General features: G+C 68.6%; 18 protein-coding genes, 1 tRNA gene and 2 pseudogenes. 11 read left to right on the top strand and 10 right to left on the bottom strand.

The window, feature by feature from the left end; translation table 11 throughout:
- The first annotated feature begins 134 nt into the window (after positions 1 to 134).
- On the top strand, positions 135 to 653 hold the full coding sequence (locus ACH5AF_RS08755) for a GNAT family N-acetyltransferase (RefSeq protein ID WP_398900774.1): 519 nt from the start codon (positions 135 to 137) through the stop codon (positions 651 to 653).
- 68 nt (positions 654 to 721) lie between these two features.
- On the opposite strand, the gene ACH5AF_RS08750 is transcribed toward ACH5AF_RS08755, so the two are convergent.
- Positions 722 to 1,519: a dioxygenase gene (locus ACH5AF_RS08750; protein ID WP_398900773.1), complete on the bottom strand. Its 798-nt coding sequence runs from the start codon at positions 1,517 to 1,519 to the stop codon at positions 722 to 724.
- A gap of 99 nt (positions 1,520 to 1,618) precedes the next feature.
- Between ACH5AF_RS08750 and ACH5AF_RS08745 the strand changes: the two genes are divergently transcribed.
- The gene (locus tag ACH5AF_RS08745; protein ID WP_398900772.1) at positions 1,619 to 2,143 is read left to right on the top strand and encodes a MarR family winged helix-turn-helix transcriptional regulator; all 525 of its coding nucleotides are present in this window, start codon (positions 1,619 to 1,621) and stop codon (positions 2,141 to 2,143) included.
- A gap of 213 nt (positions 2,144 to 2,356) precedes the next feature.
- Here ACH5AF_RS08745 and ACH5AF_RS08740 read toward each other — a convergent pair whose 3' ends face one another.
- Both ACH5AF_RS08740 and ACH5AF_RS08735 read right to left on the bottom strand, forming a co-directional pair.
- Complete coding sequence (locus tag ACH5AF_RS08740) at positions 2,357 to 3,883, bottom strand: MFS transporter (protein WP_398900770.1); 1,527 nt, start codon at positions 3,881 to 3,883, stop codon at positions 2,357 to 2,359.
- Between the two features lie 407 nt (positions 3,884 to 4,290).
- Positions 4,291 to 4,938, bottom strand: a complete 648-nt coding sequence (locus ACH5AF_RS08735; protein ID WP_398900769.1) for a TetR/AcrR family transcriptional regulator — start codon at positions 4,936 to 4,938, stop codon at positions 4,291 to 4,293.
- Positions 4,939 to 5,230: 292 nt separating this feature from the next.
- On the opposite strand from ACH5AF_RS08735, the gene ACH5AF_RS08730 reads away from it, so the two are divergent.
- Positions 5,231 to 6,517, top strand: coding sequence for a M6 family metalloprotease domain-containing protein (locus ACH5AF_RS08730; protein ID WP_398900767.1), 1,287 nt, complete (start codon positions 5,231 to 5,233; stop codon positions 6,515 to 6,517).
- 144 nt (positions 6,518 to 6,661) lie between these two features.
- Here the strand turns inward: ACH5AF_RS08730 and ACH5AF_RS08725 are convergent, their stop codons facing one another.
- Positions 6,662 to 8,332 (bottom strand): class I adenylate-forming enzyme family protein, encoded by a 1,671-nt coding sequence (locus ACH5AF_RS08725; RefSeq protein WP_398900766.1) that lies wholly within the window; start codon positions 8,330 to 8,332, stop codon positions 6,662 to 6,664.
- Positions 8,333 to 8,510: 178 nt separating this feature from the next.
- On the opposite strand from ACH5AF_RS08725, the gene ACH5AF_RS08720 reads away from it, so the two are divergent.
- The 4 genes from ACH5AF_RS08720 (at position 8,511) to ACH5AF_RS08705 (ending at position 13,459) form a co-directional block, all read left to right on the top strand.
- Positions 8,511 to 8,583: transfer RNA gene (locus ACH5AF_RS08720), tRNA-Arg, on the top strand.
- A 1,052-nt stretch (positions 8,584 to 9,635) separates the two neighbouring features.
- A complete protein-coding gene (locus ACH5AF_RS08715; RefSeq protein WP_398901016.1) occupies positions 9,636 to 11,087 on the top strand; it encodes an ATP-binding protein in 1,452 nt (483 codons plus the stop codon).
- A gap of 802 nt (positions 11,088 to 11,889) precedes the next feature.
- The gene (locus tag ACH5AF_RS08710; protein ID WP_398900765.1) at positions 11,890 to 12,201 is read left to right on the top strand and encodes a hypothetical protein; all 312 of its coding nucleotides are present in this window, start codon (positions 11,890 to 11,892) and stop codon (positions 12,199 to 12,201) included.
- Positions 12,202 to 12,253: 52 nt separating this feature from the next.
- Positions 12,254 to 13,459 carry a hypothetical protein gene (locus ACH5AF_RS08705; protein WP_398900764.1) on the top strand — a complete coding sequence of 402 codons (1,206 nt, stop codon included), beginning with the start codon at positions 12,254 to 12,256 and terminating at the stop codon, positions 13,457 to 13,459.
- Between the two features lie 68 nt (positions 13,460 to 13,527).
- Here the strand turns inward: ACH5AF_RS08705 and ACH5AF_RS08700 are convergent, their stop codons facing one another.
- The gene (locus ACH5AF_RS08700) at positions 13,528 to 14,445 is read right to left on the bottom strand and encodes an IS3 family transposase (RefSeq protein WP_398900763.1); all 918 of its coding nucleotides are present in this window, start codon (positions 14,443 to 14,445) and stop codon (positions 13,528 to 13,530) included.
- A gap of 162 nt (positions 14,446 to 14,607) precedes the next feature.
- Positions 14,608 to 15,291, bottom strand: coding sequence for an esterase/lipase family protein (locus tag ACH5AF_RS08695; RefSeq protein ID WP_398900761.1), 684 nt, complete (start codon positions 15,289 to 15,291; stop codon positions 14,608 to 14,610).
- Positions 15,292 to 16,390: 1,099 nt separating this feature from the next.
- Here ACH5AF_RS08695 and ACH5AF_RS08690 point away from each other — a divergent pair.
- The gene (locus tag ACH5AF_RS08690) at positions 16,391 to 17,767 is read left to right on the top strand and encodes an IS1380 family transposase (RefSeq protein WP_398900760.1); all 1,377 of its coding nucleotides are present in this window, start codon (positions 16,391 to 16,393) and stop codon (positions 17,765 to 17,767) included.
- Between the two features lie 211 nt (positions 17,768 to 17,978).
- Here ACH5AF_RS08690 and ACH5AF_RS08685 read toward each other — a convergent pair.
- Positions 17,979 to 18,212: pseudogene (locus ACH5AF_RS08685) on the bottom strand (IS5/IS1182 family transposase); the annotation flags it as partial.
- A gap of 354 nt (positions 18,213 to 18,566) precedes the next feature.
- Between ACH5AF_RS08685 and ACH5AF_RS08680 the strand changes: the two are divergent.
- The gene (locus ACH5AF_RS08680) at positions 18,567 to 18,938 is read left to right on the top strand and encodes a hypothetical protein (RefSeq protein ID WP_398900759.1); all 372 of its coding nucleotides are present in this window, start codon (positions 18,567 to 18,569) and stop codon (positions 18,936 to 18,938) included.
- Between the two features lie 158 nt (positions 18,939 to 19,096).
- On the opposite strand, the gene ACH5AF_RS08675 is transcribed toward ACH5AF_RS08680, so the two are convergent.
- The 3 genes from ACH5AF_RS08675 to ACH5AF_RS08665 all read right to left on the bottom strand — a co-directional run bounded on the left by ACH5AF_RS08675 (position 19,097) and on the right by ACH5AF_RS08665 (position 21,051).
- Complete coding sequence (locus ACH5AF_RS08675) at positions 19,097 to 19,549, bottom strand: SRPBCC family protein (protein ID WP_398900758.1); 453 nt, start codon at positions 19,547 to 19,549, stop codon at positions 19,097 to 19,099.
- A 36-nt stretch (positions 19,550 to 19,585) separates the two neighbouring features.
- Entirely contained in the window at positions 19,586 to 19,819 is a 234-nt protein-coding gene (locus ACH5AF_RS08670; RefSeq protein ID WP_398900757.1) for a hypothetical protein, read from the bottom strand.
- 500 nt (positions 19,820 to 20,319) lie between these two features.
- On the bottom strand, positions 20,320 to 21,051 hold the full coding sequence (locus ACH5AF_RS08665) for a DUF4097 family beta strand repeat-containing protein (RefSeq protein WP_398900756.1): 732 nt from the start codon (positions 21,049 to 21,051) through the stop codon (positions 20,320 to 20,322).
- Between the two features lie 475 nt (positions 21,052 to 21,526).
- Here ACH5AF_RS08665 and ACH5AF_RS08660 point away from each other — a divergent pair, with 475 nt between their 5' ends.
- Positions 21,527 to 22,177: an HAD family hydrolase gene (locus ACH5AF_RS08660; RefSeq protein ID WP_398900755.1), complete on the top strand. Its 651-nt coding sequence runs from the start codon at positions 21,527 to 21,529 to the stop codon at positions 22,175 to 22,177.
- 214 nt (positions 22,178 to 22,391) lie between these two features.
- Positions 22,392 to 22,676, top strand: a pseudogene (locus ACH5AF_RS08655) (FtsX-like permease family protein); the annotation flags it as partial.
- Positions 22,677 to 22,738: the final 62 nt, after the last annotated feature.

Here is a 22,738-nt window from a genome sequence, read left to right as displayed (position 1 = left end):
AGTAGGTCACGACACCCTCCCGGGTGCCCTGCATCCGAAGGAAACAACGACTGGAATCCGGACAGAATTCCCATGAGGTACATCGATTTCCGCGATCATGCAGTACCCTGTGCCGCCCCGACCCGGGAGGACGGATGCCGCCGAAGCGCGTGGACGTGCAGGTCAGAGCGGGCGTCGAGGCCGACCTCGCAGCGCTCACCGACATCTACAACCACTACGTCCGTGAGACCGCCATCACATTCGACACCGCGGAATTCACCCCCGGACAACGCCGTCCGTGGCTGCACTCCCACCCTCAAGACGGCCCGCACCGCCTGCTGGTTGCGCGGGATGCGGCAAGAGGCGTCCTCGGCTACGCCACCAGCAGCCCGTTCCGCCCCAAGCCGGCCTACTCGACGTCCGTCGAGGTCAGCGTCTACCTGGCCCCCGAAGCCGCCGCCCGCGGCATCGGCACGATGCTGTACAAGGCGCTCTTCGCGGCCCTCGAGAGCGAGGACGTGCACCGCGCCTACGCGGGGATCGCCCAGCCCAACGAGCCCTCCAACAGACTCCACGCCCGCTTCGGCTTCCGGCATGTGGGGACGTACGAGCAAGTGGGCCGCAAGTTCGGCCGCTACTGGGACGTGGCCTGGTTCGAGAAGCCGCTCGACTGAGGCGTGACTGTGACTGAGGCCTGATTGGGGCGACCGAGGGCCGACGGAGGGCCGACCGAGGGCCCGACTCAGCCGAACTGCACGGACCGCTTGGCCAGCCCCATCCAGAAGCCGTCGATCACGCTGCGGTGGGTCCCCAGCTCGTCCTGCGCCGCGCCCAGCGTGACGAACAGCGGGGCGAAGTGCTCGGTGCGCGGGTGGGCGATACGGCCCGCGGGGGCCTTGTTCTCGAAGTCCAGCAGCGCGTCCACGTCGGCGGCCGCCAGCGCCCGCCGCCCCCAGTCGTCGAACTCCGTCGACCAGCCCGGCGTCCCGCCGTGCCGCAGCGCGGCCAGATTGTGGGTGAAGAACCCGCTGCCGATGATCAGCACGCCCTCGTCGCGCAGCGGAGCGAGCCGCCGCCCGATCTCCAGGAGCTTGCCGGGGTCGAGGGTCGGCATGGAGATCTGCAGTACGGGGATGTCCGCGCCGGGGAACATCTCCACCAGCGGGACGTAGGCGCCGTGGTCGAGGCCACGGTCCGGCACGTCCTGCACCGGCGTACCGGCGCGGTGGAGCAACTTACGGACGGATGCGGCGAGTTGGGGTGCGCCCGGAGCCTCGTAGTGCACCTGGTAGTAGCGCTCGGGGAAGCCCAAGAAGTCGTACACGAGAGGGACGGTCTCGGTCGCGGCGAGCGCGAGCGGGGCCTCCTCCCAGTGGGCGGAGACGACGAGGATCGCCCTGGGGCGCGGCAGTTCGGCGGACCATGCGGCGAGCTCGCCCGGCCATATCGGATCGTCGGCGAGGGGCGGGGCGCCGTGGGAGAGGTAGAGGGCGGGCATGCGGTCCGCGACGGGGTCGGGGGCGACGGGGCTGGAACTCATGACGACTGACTCCCGATCGATCATCTTGAACTTTCAAGTTCAAGCTCGACCCTAACTCCAGAAAGCATTTAGTTCAACTTTCAAGGATAGGGTCGTAGAGTGGGATACATGAACAGGGCATCCACTGGCGACAGCGGCGTCGAGCCGCGCTGGCTGACCGCGGAAGAACAGCGCGTCTGGCGTTCCTACCTGCATGCCACCACTCTCTTCGAGGACCATCTCGACCGCCAACTGCAGCGGGACGCGGGCATGCCGCACGTCTATTACGGTCTGCTCGTCCAGCTCTCGCAGGCCCCGCGTCGGCGGCGCAGGATGACCGAGCTCGCGATCGACGCCAAGATCACCCGCTCCCGTCTCTCACACGCCATCGCACGGCTGGAGAAGAACGGCTGGGTGCGCCGCGAGGACTGCCCCTCCGACCGGCGCGGCCAGAACGCCGTGCTCACGGACGAGGGTTTCGAGGTCCTGAAACGCGCGGCTCCCGGGCATGTGGAGGCGGTGCGCCACGCGATGTTCGACCGGCTCACCCCCGAGCAGGTGCAGCAACTGGGCGAGATCATGCAGGTGATGGCCGAGGGGCTACAGCCGCAGGACACCTGCGCGGACCTGCCCTGGCTGCGCTGACCCGACGGGCGCGCGGCCCGCACGTACACCTCGCGCACCGGCAGGGGCCCGGCCCGGGTCGATCAACCCGGGCCGGGCCCCTGCGTCACCTCTGCACTGCCGTCGTACCTGTCGGCGTTCGCCTCAGAGCGGCCCCGATGCGACCCCGATGCGACCGCGATGCGACCGCAATGCGGCCTCGACGCGGGCCTCTATGCGGCGTCAATCGCGACCTCAGTGCACGACGACGGGAATCTTGACCTCGTCATCGACACCGTCGGCCTCACCTGAGCCCGAGCCCGCAGCCGGGGAACCGGCCCCGGGCCGCCCGGAGTTGATGAACATGAAGGCGATCATGGCGGATATCACCAGGATGCCGACGGCCCACCAGATCGCGGACGAGAACCCGTGCACCATGCCCTGGAGCTCCAGGAGCTTCGGGTCGGTCGCACCGGCCGCGCGCGAGGCGATGTACGACGTCGTGGCGGACGCGGCGATCGTGTTCAGCAGCGCCGTACCGATGGCGCCGCCGACCTGCTGCGAGGTGTTGACCATCGCGGAGGCGACACCGGCGTCGGCCGGGTTCACCCCGTACGTGGACAGGGACATGGCCGGCATGAAGGCCGTGCCCATGCCGAGACCCAGCAGCAGCTGCGCGGGCAGGATCAGGCCGGCGTACGAGCTGTCGATCTCCAGCTGCGTCAGCATCAGCATGCCGATCGCGGCGACGACGAAGCCGGGGCCCATCAGCAGCCGCGGCGGCACGCGGGTCATCAGTCGGGCGCCGATCTGCGTCGAGCCCGTGATCATGCCCGCGATCATCGGCAGGAAGGCGAAGCCGGTCATGACCGGGGAGTACCCCTTGACGACCTGAAGATAAAAGGTCAGGAAGAGGAAGAGCCCGAACATCGCGATGACCGCGAGACCCAGCGAGAGGTAGACACCGCCGCGATTGCGCTCGGTCAGGACGCGCAGCGGCAGCAGCGGGGAACTGACCTTCGACTCCGTGACGACGAACGCCGCGAGCAGCACCGCCGAGGCGACGAACATGCCCACGGTCAGGGTGTCGGACCAGCCGGCGGACTCGGCGCGCGTGAAGCCGTAGACCAGCGCGACCAGACCCAGGGTGGACAGCACGACGCCGGGGATGTCCAGCGACGAGCGGTTGCGCGCGCCTTCCGGCTCTCGGATGACGAGGTACGCGCCGACGGCCGCGACGATCGCGAAGGGGATGTTGACGAAGAAGGTCCAGCGCCAGTTCAGGTACTCGGTCAGGAAGCCGCCGAGGATGAGGCCGACAGCGCCGCCGCCACCGGCGATCGCACCGTAGATACCGAACGCCTTGGCGCGCTCCTTGGCGTCGGTGAACATCACCGCGAGCAGCGAGAGCGCTGCAGGCGCGAGCAGCGCACCGAACGCACCCTGCAAGGCGCGGGCACCGAGCATCATCGCCTCGCCGGTGGCCGCGCCGCCGAGCGCGGAGGCCGCGGCGAAGCCGAGCAGGCCGACGACGAAGGTCCGCTTGCGGCCCCACAGATCGGCGATGCGGCCGCCGAAGAGCAGCAGACCGCCGAAGGCGAGGGCGTAGGCCGTGATGACCCACTGGCGGTTGGCGTCCGAAATCCCCAGGTCCTGCTGGGCGGTGGGCAGCGCGATGTTCACGATCGTCGCATCGAGGACCACCATCAGCTGGGCGAGGGCGATGAAGACGAGAGCCTTCCAGCGGCTCGGGTCGGGCAGGGATATGTCGGTTTTCGGCATGGGTCTGGCCACCTAAGGAGTACGGACGGACTACGAGAGGTCAAGCGAGGTGCGTCGTGCGGTCGAGGGGCCCGCGTGGGAGGGGATCTCGGCATGGAGACCGCCCGGGCGGGGTGAAGTCATCGGCCGGGTCGTGCCCGGCCGTCCGGCACCGGTGAACCCTCTCCGCCGGTTCGCGGAGAAACGGCGTCGGTGATGCCGGTGCCCGCGCCGGAGTCGTCTCTGAGCCGGTGGTCCCGGGTCGGCCGGCGCCGGAGTCGTTGCAGAAGTCAGAGCAGGAATCGGTGCGGGAATCGGTGCGGGAATCGGTGCGGGAATCGGTGCGGGAATCGGTGCGGGAATCGGTGCGGGAATCGGTGCGGGAATCGGTGCGGGACAGGAATCAGAGGCGGAATCGCGCTACGGCGTCACGAGGTGCTCCGCAGGTCGTCGAGGGTGGCGGCCGCGCCGGGGAGCTCGGAGCGCGCGGGCGCTTCGAGGCCGTCCAGGAACAGCTGCAGATGACGGTGGACGAACCGGTCCATGTTCAGGCACGCGGTGCCGGGCAGGGGCCGGGTGAGCTGGGAGAGGGCGACCATCAGGTCACCGACGGCGACGTCACCGCGCATCCTGCCCGCCGACTGAGCCCGCTCGACGAGGCCGTGCACGGCCTCCTCCAGCTGGTCGCGTCCGGCGTGCAGTTCCGGGTGGTCGGCGTCGAAGGCCCCCGAGAGCATCGGGCACAGGGCGCCGATGCGTTCGTCGGCCGCCTCGTGGACGAAGCGGCGCAGGGCCGCGAACGGGTCGGACTCCTCGGCCACCGCCGTCCTTGCCCGCTCGGTGGTACGGGACATCACGGAGATGACGACCTCGCGGATGAGGACCTCGCGGTCGGGAAAGTGCCGGTAGAGCGTGGCGTTGCCGACCCCAGCGCGACGTGCGATCTCGTCCAGCGGGACCTCGGGCCCGTACTCGACGAACATCTCGCGCGCGGCCGACACGATCCGCTCACGGTTCCGCAGGGCGTCTGCCCGCGGGCGCGGCGTGCGGCGCGTTTCGGTGGCGGCGGGGCTCACGGCTCCACGTCCTTCCGGTCGTCTGTCGGTCCTGCGTTCTGGTGCTCCCGACGCTGGGTAAACGGGGAGGCCCTCCCCGTTTCGCAGGGACACCGGTGCAAACGGGGAAAGGATCCCCGGTTATTTCCCGGTCGCGATGTGACCTGAGCCACTTTCACCGGATCGAACGTGCAGCGCGGGAAATACCCACGATCGGCCCAGTCCGGCGCGCGCCCCGCCGGTGGCCGACACAGGCTGACGGACAGAGCGCAGCCAGGTTCCGGCCTGCTGCCGTGGACCTGAGGGCGAACGCATGCAGCAGACCCGCCGCCGAATACGCAGACGGAGCAGCCACCGCCGCTTCGGCGGGCTCGCCGCGTTCGCCGCCCTCGCCCTCGCGGCCCTGACCACGGCGAGCGGCACGATCTCCGCCCCTGACAAGGCGCCGGCGGGACCGGTGGCCGCTCCGGAGGCGCCCGGGCTCGGTCCCTGCCGCATACCCTCGGTGACCGGCGTGCAGATGTCGGAGGGCGTGCCCACCCCGCCCGGCTACACCCGCTCCACCGGCGAGATCAGCGCCCTCAACCTGATGATCGACTTTTCGGACGCGGTGGGCGAGGGCGCGGCGCTCGACCGGCTGGCCGAGTTCTTCCCGCAGACCTCCCAGTGGTTCCGCACCAGCTCGTACGGGCGGCTCAGCTACCGCCCCCACGCCCCCGTGAGCGACTGGCTGCGGATGCCGTTGCCGTTCACGGAGTACGGGATAGGCCGCGGCTCGCCCTACGAACCGGGCTACCGCAAACTCGTCGAGGACCTCATCAAAGTCGCCGACGAGAAGGTGGACTTCAGCGCGTACGACCTGGTCAATGTGCTCGTCACCCCGAACGCGGGCCCCTCCGCACTGGACACCGTGCTCTCCGTGACCTTCTCGGGCAACGACGAGGCGCCGTACGCGGACGGGGTGCCGCTGGCCAACACGTCGTTCGTCTACAGCCGGCAGGACGACGGCTCGGGGTCGTACGCGCAGACCGGCTACCGGGTCCTGCCGCACGAGAACGGTCATGTCTTCGGCCTGCCCGACCTCTACACCGCGGAGGGCGGGGGAGCGGCCGGCCACTGGGACATCATGTCCGAGGACTGGGGGGCGAACAACGACCTGCTGGGCTGGCACAAGTGGAAGCTCGGCTGGCTCGACAACGACCAGATCCACTGCGTCTCGGCGCCCGGCACGACCGAGTACACCCTCAACCCGCTCGCCACCGCGGGCGGCTCCAAGCTGGCGGTCGTGCCGCTGAGCGAGGACACCGGATACGCGGTGGAGGTACGGACCCGGGCCGGTAACGACGACGCCGTGTGCGAGCCGGGCGTGCTGATCTACCGGGTGAAGTCGAGTGTGGACACCGGCCAGGGACCGGTGACCGTGGCGGACAGCGAACGTGACAGCGGCGGCTGCACCCGCCGCCCCAACGTCCACGCGGAACTGTCCGACGCGCCGTACCGCCCGGGCCAGTCCTTCACCGACAGGGAGCACGGTGTGCGGATCTCGGTGACGGGCGAGGAGAAGGGCCACGTGTACCGGGTGCGAATCACCCGCTCCTGAACCACCCCACGCGCTGCTGAACCGCCCCACCCCCGCTGCGAGCGACGCGCTCCTGAACCACCCCGCCAACCGCCCCGCCCCCGGTTCAGATCACCCGCCCCCGCTGCGGACCACCCGCTCCCGAACCGCCGCCCCCGCTGCAGATCACCCGCTCCCGAACGCCGCCCTCAGCTCCCGCTTGAGGATCTTGCCCGTCGGATTGCGCGGCAGCGGCTCGGCGCGCAGCACCACATGCGCGGGCACCTTGAACGCGGCGAGCACCGTGCCGACATGTGCCCGCAGCGCCTCGGCATCCGCCGTGGCCCCGGGCCGCAGCCGCACGACGGCCGCGACCTCTTCCCCGAGAACCGGGTGCGGAACCCCGAGAACGGCGGCGTCTGCGACGTCGGGGTGGTCGTGCAGGACGGCCTCGACCTCGACGCAGTACACGTTCTCGCCGCCGCGGATGACCATGTCCTTGATCCGGTCGACGACGCCGACCCGCCCGTCGCGGACGGTCGCGAGGTCGCCGGTCCTGAACCAGCCGTCGTGGAAGGCCTCCGCGGTGGCCCGCTCGTCGCGCCAGTAGCCGCGGACGACGCCCTGGCCGCGCAGCCACAGTTCGCCGACCTCGCCCTCGGGCAGCGGTTCACCGCCAGGCCCGGCGATGCGCACCTCGAAGGCGGGCGCGGGGCGGCCGACGCTGCTCGGGTGCGTGCGGTACGCGTCCCCGAAGTTCGCCATCACTCCCCCGCTGGTCTCGGTGAGCCCGTATCCGTTACGGGGCTCGATCCGCCGCCCGTACGCGGCCGTCAGCCGGGCCACCAGATCGGGCGGGGCGGGAGCTCCGCCGGTGCTCAGATTGGTCAGGCTCTCCAGCCCGGCGCCGGCCCGCTCGGCGGCGTCCAGCAGCTGCAGGGCGGTGGTCGGAACGCCGGAATAGTGGGTGACGCGATGCCGCTCTATGAGCGCGAGCGCCTTCTCGGCGTCCCACTTGCGCATCAGGACGAGGGCGCCGCCGACGCCCATCATCGCGTAGAGCGTGGTGAACGCCGCGACGTGGAAGAAGGGGAACGTCATCAGGCTGACGGGGGTCGCCCCCTGCCCGGGCAGCAGTCCGCGCCCGAGCGCGGATGCGGTGGCGTGGTACCGCGGATGCACGGTGGCGCCCGCCTGCGCGAGCTGGGTGGCGACGGCGCCCTTGGGACGGCCGGTGGTTCCCGACGTGTAGATGATGGTGGCATCGCTCTCGGCGGCCACGTCCACGGCGGGCGGCGCGGCGAGCGGGTCGGGCGCGTCGAAGTCCTCGTAGCGCTCGACACCCTCCGCGGTCTCGCCGTCGTGATGGAAGACGACGGTCCGGGCACGGTTCGCGCGCCGCCAGGCGTCCACGCGGGGCAGGCGCTCGCCGTCGACGAGGAGCACACTCGGGGTGCAGTCGTCGAGCGCGTACGCGAGCTCCTCCCCGGTCCACCACGCGTTGAGCGGCACGGCGACGAGCCCGGCCAACTGGGCCGCCCAGAAGGCGATCTGCCACTCGGGGTGATTGCGCATGGCGATGGCGGCCCGGTCGCCGGGGCGCAGCCCGTAGACGTCGGTGAAGCGGCACGCGAGGGCGGACGCGGCGGCGAAGAACTCCCCGTACGTGTACGTCCGGCTCTCGGCGATCAGGAAGGGCCGGTCCCCGTAGCCCCAAGTGGCCTCGACGAACTCCCGCAACGTCCGCGGCCCGCCCTCGTACCGCAGCGCCCCGTCCTCACCACGCACGACGGCGAAGGGCGCCCCGGAAGCGGTGAGCCTGTCCCGCACGGCGTCGGACGTCTCGTGGTACGGCACGGATCTGACCCTCTCTAAGCGCTCGCTCAGTCTGGCGTGACGCTATGCCCGGCCCAGTTCGCCGTCAAGGCCGTGCCGGGCCGTGGGCCGGCACCGGCGTGAGCCGACCAAAGGGGAATCCCACCGAGCCGCAGACCTCATCCGCTAGGCTAGGCGCCGGATCCCGACGGATCTCCCCGCCTTCGTAGCTCAGGGGATAGAGCACCGCTCTCCTAAAGCGGGTGTCGCAGGTTCGAATCCTGCCGGGGGCACGAGAAAGTGTCAGGTAATGGGGCATATCGACCCTCCGTGAGTGCCACGGAGGGTCGTTTTTGTACCTGCTGGGAACGAGGTGGGAACGACACGATGAGTGACTCAGGGTAACTTTGCGCCTATCAAGCCGCGGGAACTTTGAGCAGTTTTGCCATGCCCTGTGCGGTACTACTGCCCTGGCAGACTGCTTTTGGGGCGATGTTGAGCGACGCCGTAGTCAGCGGCAGGGCGATTCGCGGACCGTCGTCCCGCCACGGGCTACACAAACTGCCGTCTTTCCGGCCTTGGCACATGAACCCCCGGCCTTGTCTTCGACGGCGTAGCCAAGCCCGCTCCGCGCGTCACGGCTCGCAGACCGATGCCGAGGTGGCGCAGTTCGGACGTGGGCGGCCTGGGGTGGGATAGTGCGACGATCCCCCGTCCGAGATGCCGAGAACGCCTTCCGCAGCCTCGACGACTTCGCAAGCCGCCCGGCGCAAGCCGTCCTGGGTGATGACTTCCGAAACGGAGACGGTCTGCCACGGCGCACCGCCATCACGGCCTTCCTACCGGAGAGGTGATCACCTCTCCGGACATCTGACAATTGCGTCGCCCGTGAGGTGCGTTTCCGGACGCCGTTTCAGCCCAGCGCGGAGGGAAGCGTCACCGGCAGGGGGAAGTTCGACCGCAGTGATGATGCACAGCGCGGGCGGGCTGCCGGTCAGGACGTCCGCGCCGAACGTCGTCTGTAGTTGCTGGCTGCCCTGCACGGTGATCGGAATCATAGCCCCGGTCACGCTGAGCGCGCGGGCCGACACGGTGCGTGGCGAAGCCGCTCTGGGGCGGGCCGCCGCTCGTTCCCCAAGGCGGGCATGGGTCGCGCGGTACTGGCGGCTGGCAGTGAGGTACTGCACGCGGGGTGTGACACCGCGGCCGGCAGCCCGCCGATGCGGCGCGCGCCCCCTGGCCAACGCCCGGGCGCGCCCGCATGAAAGAAAGCACGCTCGAATAAGTCCAGATATAATAAGCCCACCTATCCATACAGAGGTGTGCCGTGGACAAACCCGCCGAGATGTTCGACCGCGACTTCGAGTGGGCCGAGCTGACCCGATTCGCCGCCCTACCCGGCCCGCGTGCCACCCTCGGTGTGGTCTCCGGCCGCCGCCGCCAGGGCAAGACCTTCCTCCTGGACGCCGTCACGCGGGCAAGCGGCGGCTTCATGTTCACCGCCACCGAGACCACCGAAACCGACGCCCTGCGCCAGTTCGGCGAAGCCCTCGCCCGCCACCGCGACCAACCCACCCCGTTCCGCTTCACTCACTGGGACGAGGCCGTCACGGAACTCATGCGCATCGCCGACAGGGGCGGCCCCACCATCGCGGTGATCGACGAGTTCCCCTTCCTCGCCAAGGCCTCCCCCGCCCTCCCCTCGATCATCCAGCGCGCCCTCGACCCCGCCGCCCAGCACACCAACACCCCCGTACGGCTCCTGCTGTGCGGCTCCGCCCTGTCCTTCATGGGCGGACTCCTCGCCGGCAACGCCCCGTTGCGCGGCCGCGCCGGCCTGGAACTCGTCGTCCCCACCCTGGACTTCCGCCTCGCCGCCGAGTTCTGGGAGAGCACCGACCCGCGCACCGCGCTGCTCACCCACGCCATCGTCGGCGGCACCCCCGCCTACCGCCGCGAGTTCACCCAGGGCGACACCCCCGCCGGGCCCCACGACTTCGACGCCTGGGTCACCCGCGCCGTCCTCAATCCCGCCCGTCCGCTTTTCCGCGAGGCCCGCTACCTGCTCGCGGAGGAACCCGAACTCCACGACACCGCGCTCTACCACTCCGTCCTGGCCGCCATCGCCGCCGGAAACGCCGCACGCGGCGGCATCGCCGACTACCTCGGCCGCAAGTCCACCGACCTCGCCCACCCGCTCAGCGTCCTCCAGGACGTCGGCATGATCACCCACGAGGCCGACGCCTTCCGCCGCAACCGCTCCGCCTACCGCATCGCCGAACCTCTCATCGCCTTCTACCACGCGGTCATGCGCCCCGCCTGGGGCGATCTGGAGCGCCCCGGACGCGCCCCCGCCGTCTGGCGCCGCGCCCAGTCCACCTTCCGTAGCAAGGTTGTCGGCCCGCACTTCGAACAGGTCTGCCGCGAATGGGCCCGCTGGCACGCGTCCCCCACAACCCACGGCGGGCAGGTCACAAGGGTCGCCAGCGGGACCGTCAACGATCCTGCCGCGAAGACCAGCCACGAAGTCGACGTCGCAGTCCATGGCGAGACCGACAGCGGCCGCGAAACACTACTCGCCATCGGCGAAGCCAAATGGAACGACGTCATGGGAAAGGGCCACCTCGAACGTCTCCAGCACATCCGTGCTCTCCTCACCGAGCGCGGGACCGCCACCGACGTCACCCGGCTGCAGTGCTACAGCGGCACCGGCTTCACCGACGAACTGCGCCACCTCGCCGAGAACGACCCCGCCATCCAGCTGATCGATCCAGTTCGCCTCTATCACGGCGACTGATCCGGTCGCAGTCACCGCCCCTGTACCGGCAACATGACCTCCACCATTACCGGCGTCCCGGAGAGCCTCAGCTCACGCTCATTCCCATTCTGCTGACCTGTGGTTGACCGGCAGGCGTTGGGGGAAGGTCTTGCCGCCGTCGCCAGGATTCGTAGACGCCGTCCTGGGTTGCGATGAGGAGTCGGTTGGCGTTGACGGCCTTCCAGGTCTTGCCTGCGTCGGTGCTCTTGATCAGGCCGCGGTTGGCGTGGTCGCCGCTGTCTTCGGCGGGGACCGCTGCCGAGGAACGTCTTGGGGCCGGCGATGGTGAAGCCCATGTAGTCGGCGGTGTCGCTGACCCGCTGGGAGGAGCCGTCGTCCGGCACGGCGATGACGCCCTCGTGCGTGGGACGTCTCCGAGCCTGTGGTGCCGTCACCGGAACCGCCTGTGCAGGCGGTCAGAACGGCCGCGAGTAGAGCGGCGGCGGCAGCCGTAGCGGAACGGGGACGGAGGGCGCACGACGCGAACGGCGTGATCCACATCGAGTCTCCGGTCAAGGCCTCCCTCGGTCAGTTCATGCCCGATGCGAACTTGTGCCTCCCGGCTCCCCGGTCCGGATGGTTCACTCGGCGACTCACGGTGGCGGTCACATCTCGTTCAGGTCGGTGACTAAAGCGTTACGCCCAGACCGTGGTGAGTGCCGCGACGAGGTTGGTGTCGGCCGGTGCCGCTGGCCACCATTCGCCCTCGTCGTCCCGGAGGTGGGATACCAGCACTGTCATGGCCGCCCGGTGTCACCCCGCGGGTCGCTAGTGTTGCCCCATGGGCGTGTTGGACACGGCCGAGCTTGAGGCCATGATCGAAGAGGCGACTGTCGATGCCTACAACGAGGACGAGCAGCTGACCGGTCTGTTCACCATGCTTGAGGAATACCTCTGCCTGCCCTTCACCACCGCGGTTCTCGGCGTCGAGGTAACCGTGGACGGCCTCGACCTCACGCCGGACGGAAGGATCGTCGCCCTGTGCTCTCGCGGCGGCATGCGGCAATCGATCGGAATCCTGGAGCTGCCGTTGCTCAGCCCGGCGCCCGAGGGTGCGGAGTGGATCGAGGCGTACCGTCGCTGGGCCGGTTGAGGTCGGGCACCCCACACCCCACGCGGATCCGGCTTGTCTGGGAGGGCTGAACGTGGCTGACGCCGTACATGGCACGCAGCAGGGCGCTGGCGAACCGTCGCTGAGCGACCTCATCGAGCGCAGTGCCGAGTTGAAAGGGCAGCTGGTCGCCTTCGGGCAGAGCACCCGCTTTGACCGATGGCTGACGCCCCTCCTGCTTGAGGCCGCAGGGCCTGAGCGGCAGTTGGACGAGGGCGAGGCGATCCGGATCATCGACCACTTCATCCTGCGGTACCGCCTGCCGGACGGTTCGACCGTGGTGGACTGGTTCGTCGCCGGACGGAAGGACTTGACCGCGGTCGACCGGGAGATGCTGCTCGGCTGGAGCGACCCCGTCGAGGGAATCTTCGAGATCCAGCGCAAGGAAAAGGACGCCGTCGTCCTGCTGAACCTGGTCGACGACCTGGAGTACCGCACGTACTCGAACGTTGGGCGGGCGGCGTTCCGTGGCATGTCCAAAGGAGGATTCCTCCACACCTGCCTGGTACCCGTTCACTCGGTCGGCGGGGCGTGGCTGGTATCCGGGGCGATGACGAGCTACCCCAAGTCCAGTGCCACCGAGATCGCCCAGGCCGCTCTCCACCTGGCCACCAGCCAACCCGAACTGGTCTTCCGCAACCCCGAGAAGCTCGAGCAGGGATGGCAGCGGATGCGGGAGGACCGGGCCGCGTTCGTCGAGTTCTGCGGCGGCGATGAACTGGTCCTTCCGCCTGCCGAAGCCGAGGGCCTCCTCAACGCCTACTACCGCCACCGCCAAGAGGCAGCCGTCGCCGGACAGCCCGACCGTGCCCGGGGCAGGCGGCTGTCTGGCCTGGACCTGCCGTTCTTCGAGCTGCCGCGAGAACTCGCGGATTCGCACACCATCGGCGTCATCTATGACCAGGTCGACGGGCTCAACTTCTACGCGGACTACGGGATGCTGCGAGACCTCTTCGCGGACCCGGTACGCGCGAGCCGTGGGCAGCATCAGGACCTGTTGCGCACGTACCTGCGCGAGGGGTCGATTGCGCCACTGCCGATCTGCCGACTGGCCGCCGCGCACCCGGAGACAGCCGACGCGGTGTTCCGGCAGCTGCTGCGGAAGCCCGGATTCACCTGGAGCGAGCACGGTGAGGCGCTGCTGCGCCGACGCAAGCCCTGGTACTACGCGAACGAGCCCCGCCCTGGTGTCTCCCTAATCGGCGACCGCCTCGGCGCGCTCCTCACCGGCCGCCGGTAGCCACCGCCCCCACGGAAACCGCATTCTTCGCTCACCCGATTGAGCGGTTGCTCAGGCCCATCAGCGCATTAGAGTGCTGTCTTGCACGGGGCCGGTGCGTCTCCCCACACGCGCCAGATGTACGCCGTCCGTGGCCTGTGCGTGTGGACGGGGAGGGCGTCCACGACGAGTTCGGCGCGGTGGTGGCCGGCCATGGCATGGCCGACAACCTCGCGGGTGGCCGGGTCCAGCCGGCAGGCGAGGTAGAGCCACCCCTCCGCGGTGGGCAGGCAGGTGATATCGCCGACCAGCTCGGTGCCGGGGCGCTCGGCGTGGAAGTCGCGGCCGATCAGGTCCGGGGCCGGCTTCGCCTTCATATCCGGCCGGGTCAGCGAGCGCCGCTTGCGGCGGGTGACGCCGCGGATGTCGCGCTCGCGCATCACGCGGGCGACGCGCTTGCGGTTCACCCCACGCCCCCGACGCCGCAGCTCGGCGTGGATGCGCGGAACGCCGTAGGCGCGACGGGAAGCGAGGTGCGGCACCGTGATCTCCTGCGCGAGCGCGTCGTCGGCGGACTGCCGGGCGCGACGGGCGGCCTCGCCCTCGCGCCAGGCGTAGCAGGAGGAGCGGGCCACATGCAGCACCCGGCACAGCAGAACGATCGGGTAGTCCGCCTTCTCCGCATGGATGAACCGGTACAACTCGCTCACCGGTCGTTCTCCTTCACGAAGAAGGCGGTCGCCTTTTTTCAGGATCTCGATCGTCTGCTGCTGTTCGCGGTTCTCCTTGCGCAGCCGCTTGAGCTCCTCGCGCTCGGCACTGGTCAACTCGCCGGGGGTGCCCTCGCCCCGGTCCGTCTTGGCCTCGCGGTACCAGCCGCGCAAGGATTCGGAGCTGATGCCGAACTCCCTCGCGACCGCAGTGACCGTCTTGCCCGAGGAGTCGACGAGCGCGACAGCGTCCCGCTTGAACTCCTCGGAGTACCGCTTCGTGTACTTGCTTCCCACCTGGTGCTACTTCCTCTGGAACCTCAAGTCCCAGTCTCCAGGTGTCCACGATCAAGGGGAAGCTTCACCCTCGGCCCGCACGAGCATTGGGGCAAGCTGGTTCTGGCCGCAGGAGGGCCGAGTAGGGCCTGAGCAGTGCAAGACCTCTGCTGACTCGTCCTGCTAGCCGTTGACCATGTCCCTCGTCTGAGCGTAGACGGTGCTGTCCGTCGTGACAGCGTTGTGGCCCAGGCATGCTGTCTTGGTGTTGGTCGCTCCCGACAGGGACACACTGCTGTCAGGGTTGATGATCGTGTCGCACGGGGACCACCAGGTGGCGTAGCGGGGGGTGCCGGGCGTCTCGTCCGCCGAGTTGAGGTCGGCCAGGAAAGAGGAACCGATGCGCATCTCGTAACAGGACGCATCGATGCAGGAATTGGCCCAGTCCGTGCCGTGGTTGGGGCCCGCGAGGGACACCCAGGCCTCGATCTTCGAGCTGCCGCCGAGGTTCTTGGCGTAGTAGCGGGAGGAAAGCCCACCCATGGAGTGCGAGATGACGTCGACCTGGGAGGCTCCGGTGGCGGCGAGAAGGCTGTCGATCTCGTTGGCGAGCTGGTGCGCCGTGGTCGCATTGGACTGACGCCAGTCGTAGCTCCACTGCTTCAGGTGACTGGCGGGCCAACCGTCGCTCTGGAAACGGCTGGCCATGGTGTTCCAGATGGAACCGTTGGAGTTGTAGCCGTGGACGAAGATGATCGGATTGCTCGTCGGGCGGTAGCCGGACGGAGCGGCGGCGTCGGCCGGCGCCTGGCCGAGCACCAGGAGCAGAGCGGCGGCCAGCACGGCGACGCCCAGGTTCTTGTTCATGAGACCTCATGTCGGGTGGGGAAGAACGAATGGGAATGTCTGCCGCTGGGGACGGCATGGCGTGAAAAGGGAGAGAGGTCCGTCGACGAACGAGAATCGGACTCCCGGATTACGGGAGCGACTGAGCAGCGGACGAGCGTGTTTCCGCAGGCCGAAAGGGCACCGGTGCCCTGCCAGGTGACCGCATGTTACTGGCGGGTTTTAGTCAGCCGTCAAGAGGTCTGCATGGCCGAAACCGATCGGTTACCACTGACACTGAACGACACGACGGTTACCGGCGACGCGCGGCCTGCTGGTCGCAGGTTGGCGGCACACGTCGGCCAACAGCTGGAACAGGTGAGACGGAGTGAACGAGGAAGGGGTACCGGAGATCCGGGCGCGCCCCTTCTGGCCACGGATGTGGCAGCGGCGACGGGAAAGCGGCGCTGGATCAGCCAGCAAAAGCCAGTCACAGAGAAGAAACGCCGGCCGGGCGGATGCTCAGACCGCGGGGCTGAGCCACTATGGCCATTGATGACCGATCCGGCCAGAGCTTCGGATCAGAGGTCCCCGTGCCACAACTGCGCCAGATCGGGCGGGGAGTCACGAGGAACTGCGGTGACCAGCGGGGGCAGGAGCCATCAGCCGCCGAAGTCGGCATCCCCGCAGGTCACGGCCGAAGCCTCCCCACCTCGCTCCTAAAGCGGGTGTCGCAGGTTCGAATCCTGCCGGGGGCACATCACTAAGGGCCAGTTCAGAAGGTTGATCCCCTCGAACTGGCCCTTGCCGTGACGGAGCGGTGAGTAGAAGCCTTCTCTACGGGTTCAAGGCGGCTCGCTCCGCTCGCCGCGCGCGGCCCCGGCTCCAGCGCCGGGCCCCGACGCTCCTGTCTCCGCCCCGCTCCGGGCCCCGGCTCCGCCGGCCGCGCGGCTAGAGCGAGCACACCTGATGCCCTGGACGGTAGCCCAGTGGTGGGGCGGTCGGCTCCACGGCTTTAGCCTCGCGCTTTCATGAGGCGGGCTGTCCGCCTGGTGATCAAGAAAGCGGAAAGTGCCTCTGACCAGCGAGAATGAGGATTGCTGAGGTCCTTGTTCCCGCCACCGTCGGAGGCACTTTCCAGGTGAAGAAGCGTATCGGGTCCTATCCGCGTGTCCGCGTCGAGGGCGACGGTCGCGGAGTGGTTTCGCAGGCCGGTGCGGTGCTGCTGGTCGAGACGGTCCGCAAGTCCGGTCTGGATGCGGCGATATCAGCGGCGCTGGTGCCGTGGCGCAAGCCGCGGACGGTGCACGATCCGGGCAAGATCCTGCTGGATGTCGCGCTCGCGGTGGCGATGGGCGGGGACTGCCTGGCCGATGTGGGCATGTTGCGGGCGGAGCCGGCCGTGTTCGGGCCGGTGGCCTCCGACCTGACGGTCTCCCGCCTGATCGGCAAACTGGCGGCGGGCGGACAGCGGGTCCTGGCCGCGCTGCGCACCGCCCGTGCCGAAGTGCGCGAACACGTATGGCGGTTGGCCGGTGACACGGCGCCGGACGCGGGCGGGCAGGTGATCGTGGACATCGACGGCGTCCTCGTCCTGGCGCACTCCGAGAAGCAGGACGCCGCCGCGACCTGGAAGAAGACCTTCGGGCACCACCCGCTGATGGGGTTCGTCGACCACGGCCGCGGTGGGTCCGGCGAGCCGGTCGTGGGCATGCTGCGGCCCGGCAACGCGGGCTCCAACACCGCCGCCGACCACATCGAGGCAACCAGGCTGGCCCTGGCCCAGCTGCCTAAACGGCTCCGGCGGGGTCGTCAGACGCTGATCCGCACCGACTCCGGCGGCGGCACCCATGAGTTCGTCGCCTGGCTCGCCCAGCGTGGAAGGTGGCTATCGTACTCGGTCGGGATGACCATCACCGACGCCATCCACCAGGCCGTCTTGAAGGTCCCGGCCTCGGCCTGGACGCCAGCCGTCGAACCAGGCGGCGACATCCGCGACGGCGCCTGGGTCGCCGAACTCGACGGCGACTGCCTCAAGGGCTGGCCCAAGGGCATGCGGCTGATCGTGCGGAAGGAACGGCCGCACCCCGGCGCCCAGTTGCGCTTCACCGACACCGACGGCATGCGCCTGACCTGCTTCGCCACCAACACCGCCGGCGAGGCGATCGCCACCCTCGAACTGCGCCACCGCCAGCGGGCCCGCGCCGAGGACCGCATCCGCGCCGCCCGCGCCACCGGCCTGCGCAACCTCCCCCTCCACGACGCCGCGCAGAACCAGATCTGGCTGGAGATCGTCCAGATCGCCCTCGACCTGCTGGCCTGGATGCCGATGCTCGCCCTGACCGGCCAGGCCCGCCTGTGGGAGCCCCGCCGCCTGCGGCTGCGGCTGTTCTCCATGGCCGCCCAGCTCGTCACCACTGGGCGCCGCCGCATCCTCCGCCTCGCCAAGCACTGGCCCTGGACCGGCGTGATCACCGACGCCCTGCAACAGCTCGCAGCACTGCCGACCCCCGGCTGACCAGCAGCTTCCCGCCCCTACGAGCATCAGTACGCCCGACCGGAGCCGTGGAACCCGGCGCCCACCCGACGCGACAGCCGGGCCTCCAACCTGCCCACCTGCAGAAAGTTCGCCCCGAACGAGCCGAAAGGGTCCGTCAGCAAGCTGACGGACCCTCATGCAAGATCGAGGTTAGTGAGCGTTTGATTCTCGGTTGTCTGTTTTATTTGGCTTAGCTGTCACGCCAGTTGGTGGTGGTTTCGTGGGTGAGGCGGCGGGTCATGAGGTTGATGGCGTCCAGTTGGATCACGGCGGCTGATCGGTGTGGGTGGGTTTCGTAGTCGCGGGCCAGGCGGCGGTGGTGCATGAGCCAGCCGAGGGTGCGTTCGATGACCCAGCGGCGGGGCTGGACGTGGAAGCCGCGGGTGGCGGGGTCGCGTTGCACGATTTCGAGGTCGATGCCGAGGTGTCACGGCCCTGCATGAGATCCGCGAACGGCTCTTGGCGCCCCGGCGGTTGCGCTCCAGCCCCCGCGTCATCAAACGCAAGATGTCCAACTGGAAGCTGAAACGCGCCGAGCACCACAACCCGCCCCGGCCGGACACTCCCCGCGTGACGCTGGTCGGGCCGACCAAGACCAGTCCGACCCGACGGAAAACAACCTAAATCACCGGCATTGGCGCTAGACCCTGGCTGCCACGCTTGACTCAGTCATTGAGGCTCCACCGACCTCGTGGGGCAGGTTCCGCCTGCCGATCAGATGCCAGACGAGACATCCCACAGAGTTCGGCCGGCCGAACTCCGAGTACAGTCCGCCGTCGTGAAGTATGCAGAAGATGCTGGCCGGATCTGGCGGAGCTATGTCCCCAAGCGCGGCCAGGCGGACACAGTTCAGGGCGAACTGATCCGCGCCGTGGAAAAGCTGCGGGACGAGGCCGGACGCAACGGCAACATCAATTGGGACGACGGCTTTGAGCGGCTGGTGCTCTTTCTTCAGCGCACCTTGAGCGACCCGCAGGTATTCGACGATTCAGCCGCCCAGGAGATCACCGACGACCTGACGCTGATCAGCGACCCCGATGTTCCCGCCAACGATCAGCCGTTCGACCGGCTGACCGACCGACTCGTGGAATGGTGCCGGCAGCACCCCGAGCCAGTCACTCATCCGCACGACCCGCACCTGCACCGGTAGCCACCCGGAACTGAGGTCCGGGTGGCGGCCATCTCGGTCACATTCACCAGCGTCCTGGGCCATCTGTGGGCCGTGCGGGGCTGAACGTATGTGAACCGCTCGGTGGAGCGGTGGGCTTCACCGAGCGCTCGTACGCAATCGTCCCCGTCCCAAGGACGTCACACTCCGGCCGAGTGCTCCAGCAGGTTCTTGAGCCTCTGCTCGTTCTTCGGCATCTCCTTGCGCGCGAACGGGCGGACCACCAGCGGGACCAGCACCTTGCCCATCCCGTGGGCCTCGAAGTCGAGGTCGAGCGTCAGGCGTGAGCGCCTGCCCTCGTCGAGTGGTTCGATCGTGCCGTGGACATCGCCCCGGACCGGGCCGTCCACACCGTGGAGGCGCCAGCTTCTCGGCGGGTCGAACTCCGTGATCTCCATGGTCATCGGGAACACCCGGCGGCCCATCCGACGGATCACCTGGACCTTGGAGCCCACGCCGATCGGGGCGTCGCCGACCCGCTGCGCGGATACGGCACTCTCCTGCCATTCCGGCAGGTGGGAGGGGTCTACGACGTACGAGTAAACATCCTCGGGTCGCCGGTCGATGTCGACGCTTCCCTTGATCGCGGACATGTCGCCCCCTTTACAGGGCCATCACCGCTGTGACCGTCAGCTCGCGCTCATGCCGCGATCCGGCCACTGTGCCAACTCGTCGTACATGGCATTGATCTTGCGCGATGCCTTGAGGAACGCGTAGTCCACTGCGCCGTCTGCCGGACGGGGTCGGCGGCTCTCCGTATCCATGACGAGGGTGCGAGATGTTTCCGTCGAATCGAAGCCGAATGCATACTCGACCGAATTGCCCCATTCGGCGATCTTGCGAAAATGGACGAGCGAAGCCATCACCACTCCCCTTCCAGGCCTTCCCGTTTGCACAAGGTACCTTTTCCTCGCAGTAGTTGCTGTTGGCGGAAGCGATGGTCTTCCTGGTACGTGGCACCGGGATCATCGCGGAGGTGGCCGCGCTCGGTGATCTCGTGCCCGAGCAGGAGGTGGTCCTCGGGCAGGCCGTTTTCCGGACCTCAGTCGGATGCACGCATCCGCGATCTCGGCATCCGCGTCGAACTTCAGGATGACGACCTGGTCCGTCTCGGGGTCGACGATCGGATGCCCGATGTCGAAGACATGCTTCTTCACCGACGCGATTTCCTCCTCGGCGAATCCTGAGGAACCGTTGCCGCGTTCCACACCACGAGAGTGCTCGGCGATGCTGCTGACATCCCGCGAGTCCTCCAGGAAGCTCTTGTAGGCGTCCTCGGCCCACCGGGTCTGCGCTGGATCGTCGAGAGGGTCCCTTCGTCGCCGTCGGGCTCCGGTCGCCCACTCGTCCGACACTTTGCCTGTCAGGAGTTCTTGACGGCGATGTCCCCGTTGCTGGTGGTCAGGTCGAGCTGGTACTCACCAGACGGATCGTTGGTCACGTCGATGTTCTTGTCGCCGTTGTTCGACTGGGTGGTCACCTTGTAGCCGGCATCGGGCACGGTCAGGGTGATGTCCCCGTTGGACGTCTTGGCCTGTACGTTCTGGGGTGTGACGGCGCTGAGGTCGATCGCGCCGTTGGAGGTCTCTGCCTGGATCCGACGACCTTCGATGTCCTGCCCGGTAATCCGGCCGTTGGAAGTCCGTACCTCAACTGGGCCGGACACCCCGTTCATCTCGATGCGGCCGGAGCTGGTGGTCACCTTCACCGCACCCACCTCCGCCAGGCTCACGGCGCCGCTCGACACAGTGCCGGTCACTGGGACGTTGGCGGGCACGTCGACGGTGTAGGTCACCGAGCAGCGGCTGCCGCAGCCGCCGAGGACCAGGACTCCGTCCTCGATCCGATGGGTGGTGCCCTGGGGCTTGTCGCCCTTGTATTCCACCTTGCGGTGGAGCGACATTCTTCCGTTGCCCTCCGTTCCGTTCACGGTGACACCGCCCGACCCGTTCTCCAGCCGTACCGCCGTGATCTTCCCGGGCAGCACGCTGTCGTCCTCGAAGGTTTCCCCCTTCACCAAGCCGCACGCGGCCAATCCGCCGACTGCGATTCCCACCGTCGCGAAGATCCCGAGGCAGCGAAGCTGCTGACGCATGAATGTCCCCCCGTTATGGAAGCTTTCCGAGACAGGTCTGAAGAAAGCGCCGGCCAGAACCGTCTGGGCTCAACGCCGTCGAAGCTATCGCGCGTCCCGGAAAGGGACCATGGGGCAAACCCCCGTTGGGCCCGAGGGCTGTCCTCGCCCCGAACGACTCCGCGTGGAGGTCTGGCGTGCGGTCAACCGCACCTCAGGTGCCTGTCAACGCGCTCCGGTAGACCGTTTTTGAGAACGTTCGCAGCGATCACCTCGCGCACGGCCTCGCATACGCGATTCGGCCGCACCGAGTGGGCCAGACGGCGGCGGAAATACGCCAGCAGCGACGGATCGAACGCCATGTCATGCAGCCCCAGCCCGCAGGCGGCCTTCCGCCGCAGGCCACAACGCAGTTTCTGGACCGCTTCGAAGCCCGACAGCCAGGGCCTGCAAGGTAATCGCTGCCGCGTGACCCGGGTGCTCCTATGCTACGGGGATGATCAAGCCGATCGAGCTCGTGATATTCGACTGCGACGGGGTGCTCGTCGACAGCGAGCGCATCGCCGCACGCGTCCAGGTCGCCCTGGGAGCGGAACTTGGCTGGCCGCTGACCGAGGAAGAGGTCATCGATCGGTTCATCGGGCGCTCCAGTGTCTCCATCCGTGAGCAGATCACCGCGCGGCTCGGTCAGGAAACGGCCGCTGTCTGGTGGGAACGGTTCGAACAGCTCCACCGGGAGGCGGTGGACACTGGGCTGTCCCCCGTGGAGGGGCTGCCCGAGGCACTCAACTCGATCACCCTGCCGACCTGTGTCGCCTCCAGCGGCTCCCACGAGAAGATGCGGCACACCCTCGGACGCACCGGCCTCTACGAACGGTTCGCGGGCCGCATCTTCAGCGCCACCGAGGTTTCCCGCGGCAAGCCGGCTCCAGACCTGTTTCTGCACGCAGCACAGCGGATGGGCGTCGCACCCGCGGCATGTGTGGTCGTCGAGGACAGCCGGCCCGGCGTCCAGGCGGCACGCGCCGCCGGGATGCGGGCCTTCGGCTACGTCGGCGGACTGACCCGCGCCGAGCGGCTCGAAGGGCCCGACACCATCATCTTCCACGACATGCGCAAACTGCCCAGCCTCATCGCCGAGCAGTAACCGCCGCTTGTGTGCTGGGCCGGGGTGCAGACCGGCAGCGGCAGTCACCGCCACCTGTTCCCTCAGGCGCGCAGGCAGGCCAGGACCGCCAGGACGCGCCTGTGGGTCTCAATCCGCCGGGGGGAGGCCGAGTTTCGCCGGCCGGGGATTCACCAAGGACGAATGGGTGCGGGCCAGTTACCCGAAGACCAACGGGACGACGCGGATCGGCTTCATGCTCGTCCTCGGCATCGCCCTGCTCTACACCGGCATCGCGCTCGCCAGCACCCTGGCGATGGCCACCTCCGACCGGGTCCGCGACCTCGCGGTGCTGCGGCTCGCCGGTGCCACCACCTGGCAGGTGTTGCGCATGGTGGCCGCGGAGGCACTGATGGTCGTGGTGGTGGGCACGGTGCTGGGCGCCCTGGTCGCCGCGTCCAACCGGCTCGGGCTGTGGGCCGCGCTGGGCATCCTCGAGGTGTGGACTTCGATCGCGGTGCCGTGGGAGCCCCTTGGCATCACGGTCGGCGCGTGCGCGGTCCTGGCGGTGCTCTCCGCCGTAGTCACGGCCGGGCTCTCGAT

The sequence above is a fragment of the Streptomyces sp. NPDC018833 genome (genome assembly GCF_044390825.1).
Classification (GTDB): Bacteria; Actinomycetota; Actinomycetes; order Streptomycetales; family Streptomycetaceae; genus Streptomyces.
The sequence above is the reverse complement of the archived record's forward strand: the minus strand, read 5'-3'. Positions and strand labels throughout refer to the sequence as shown.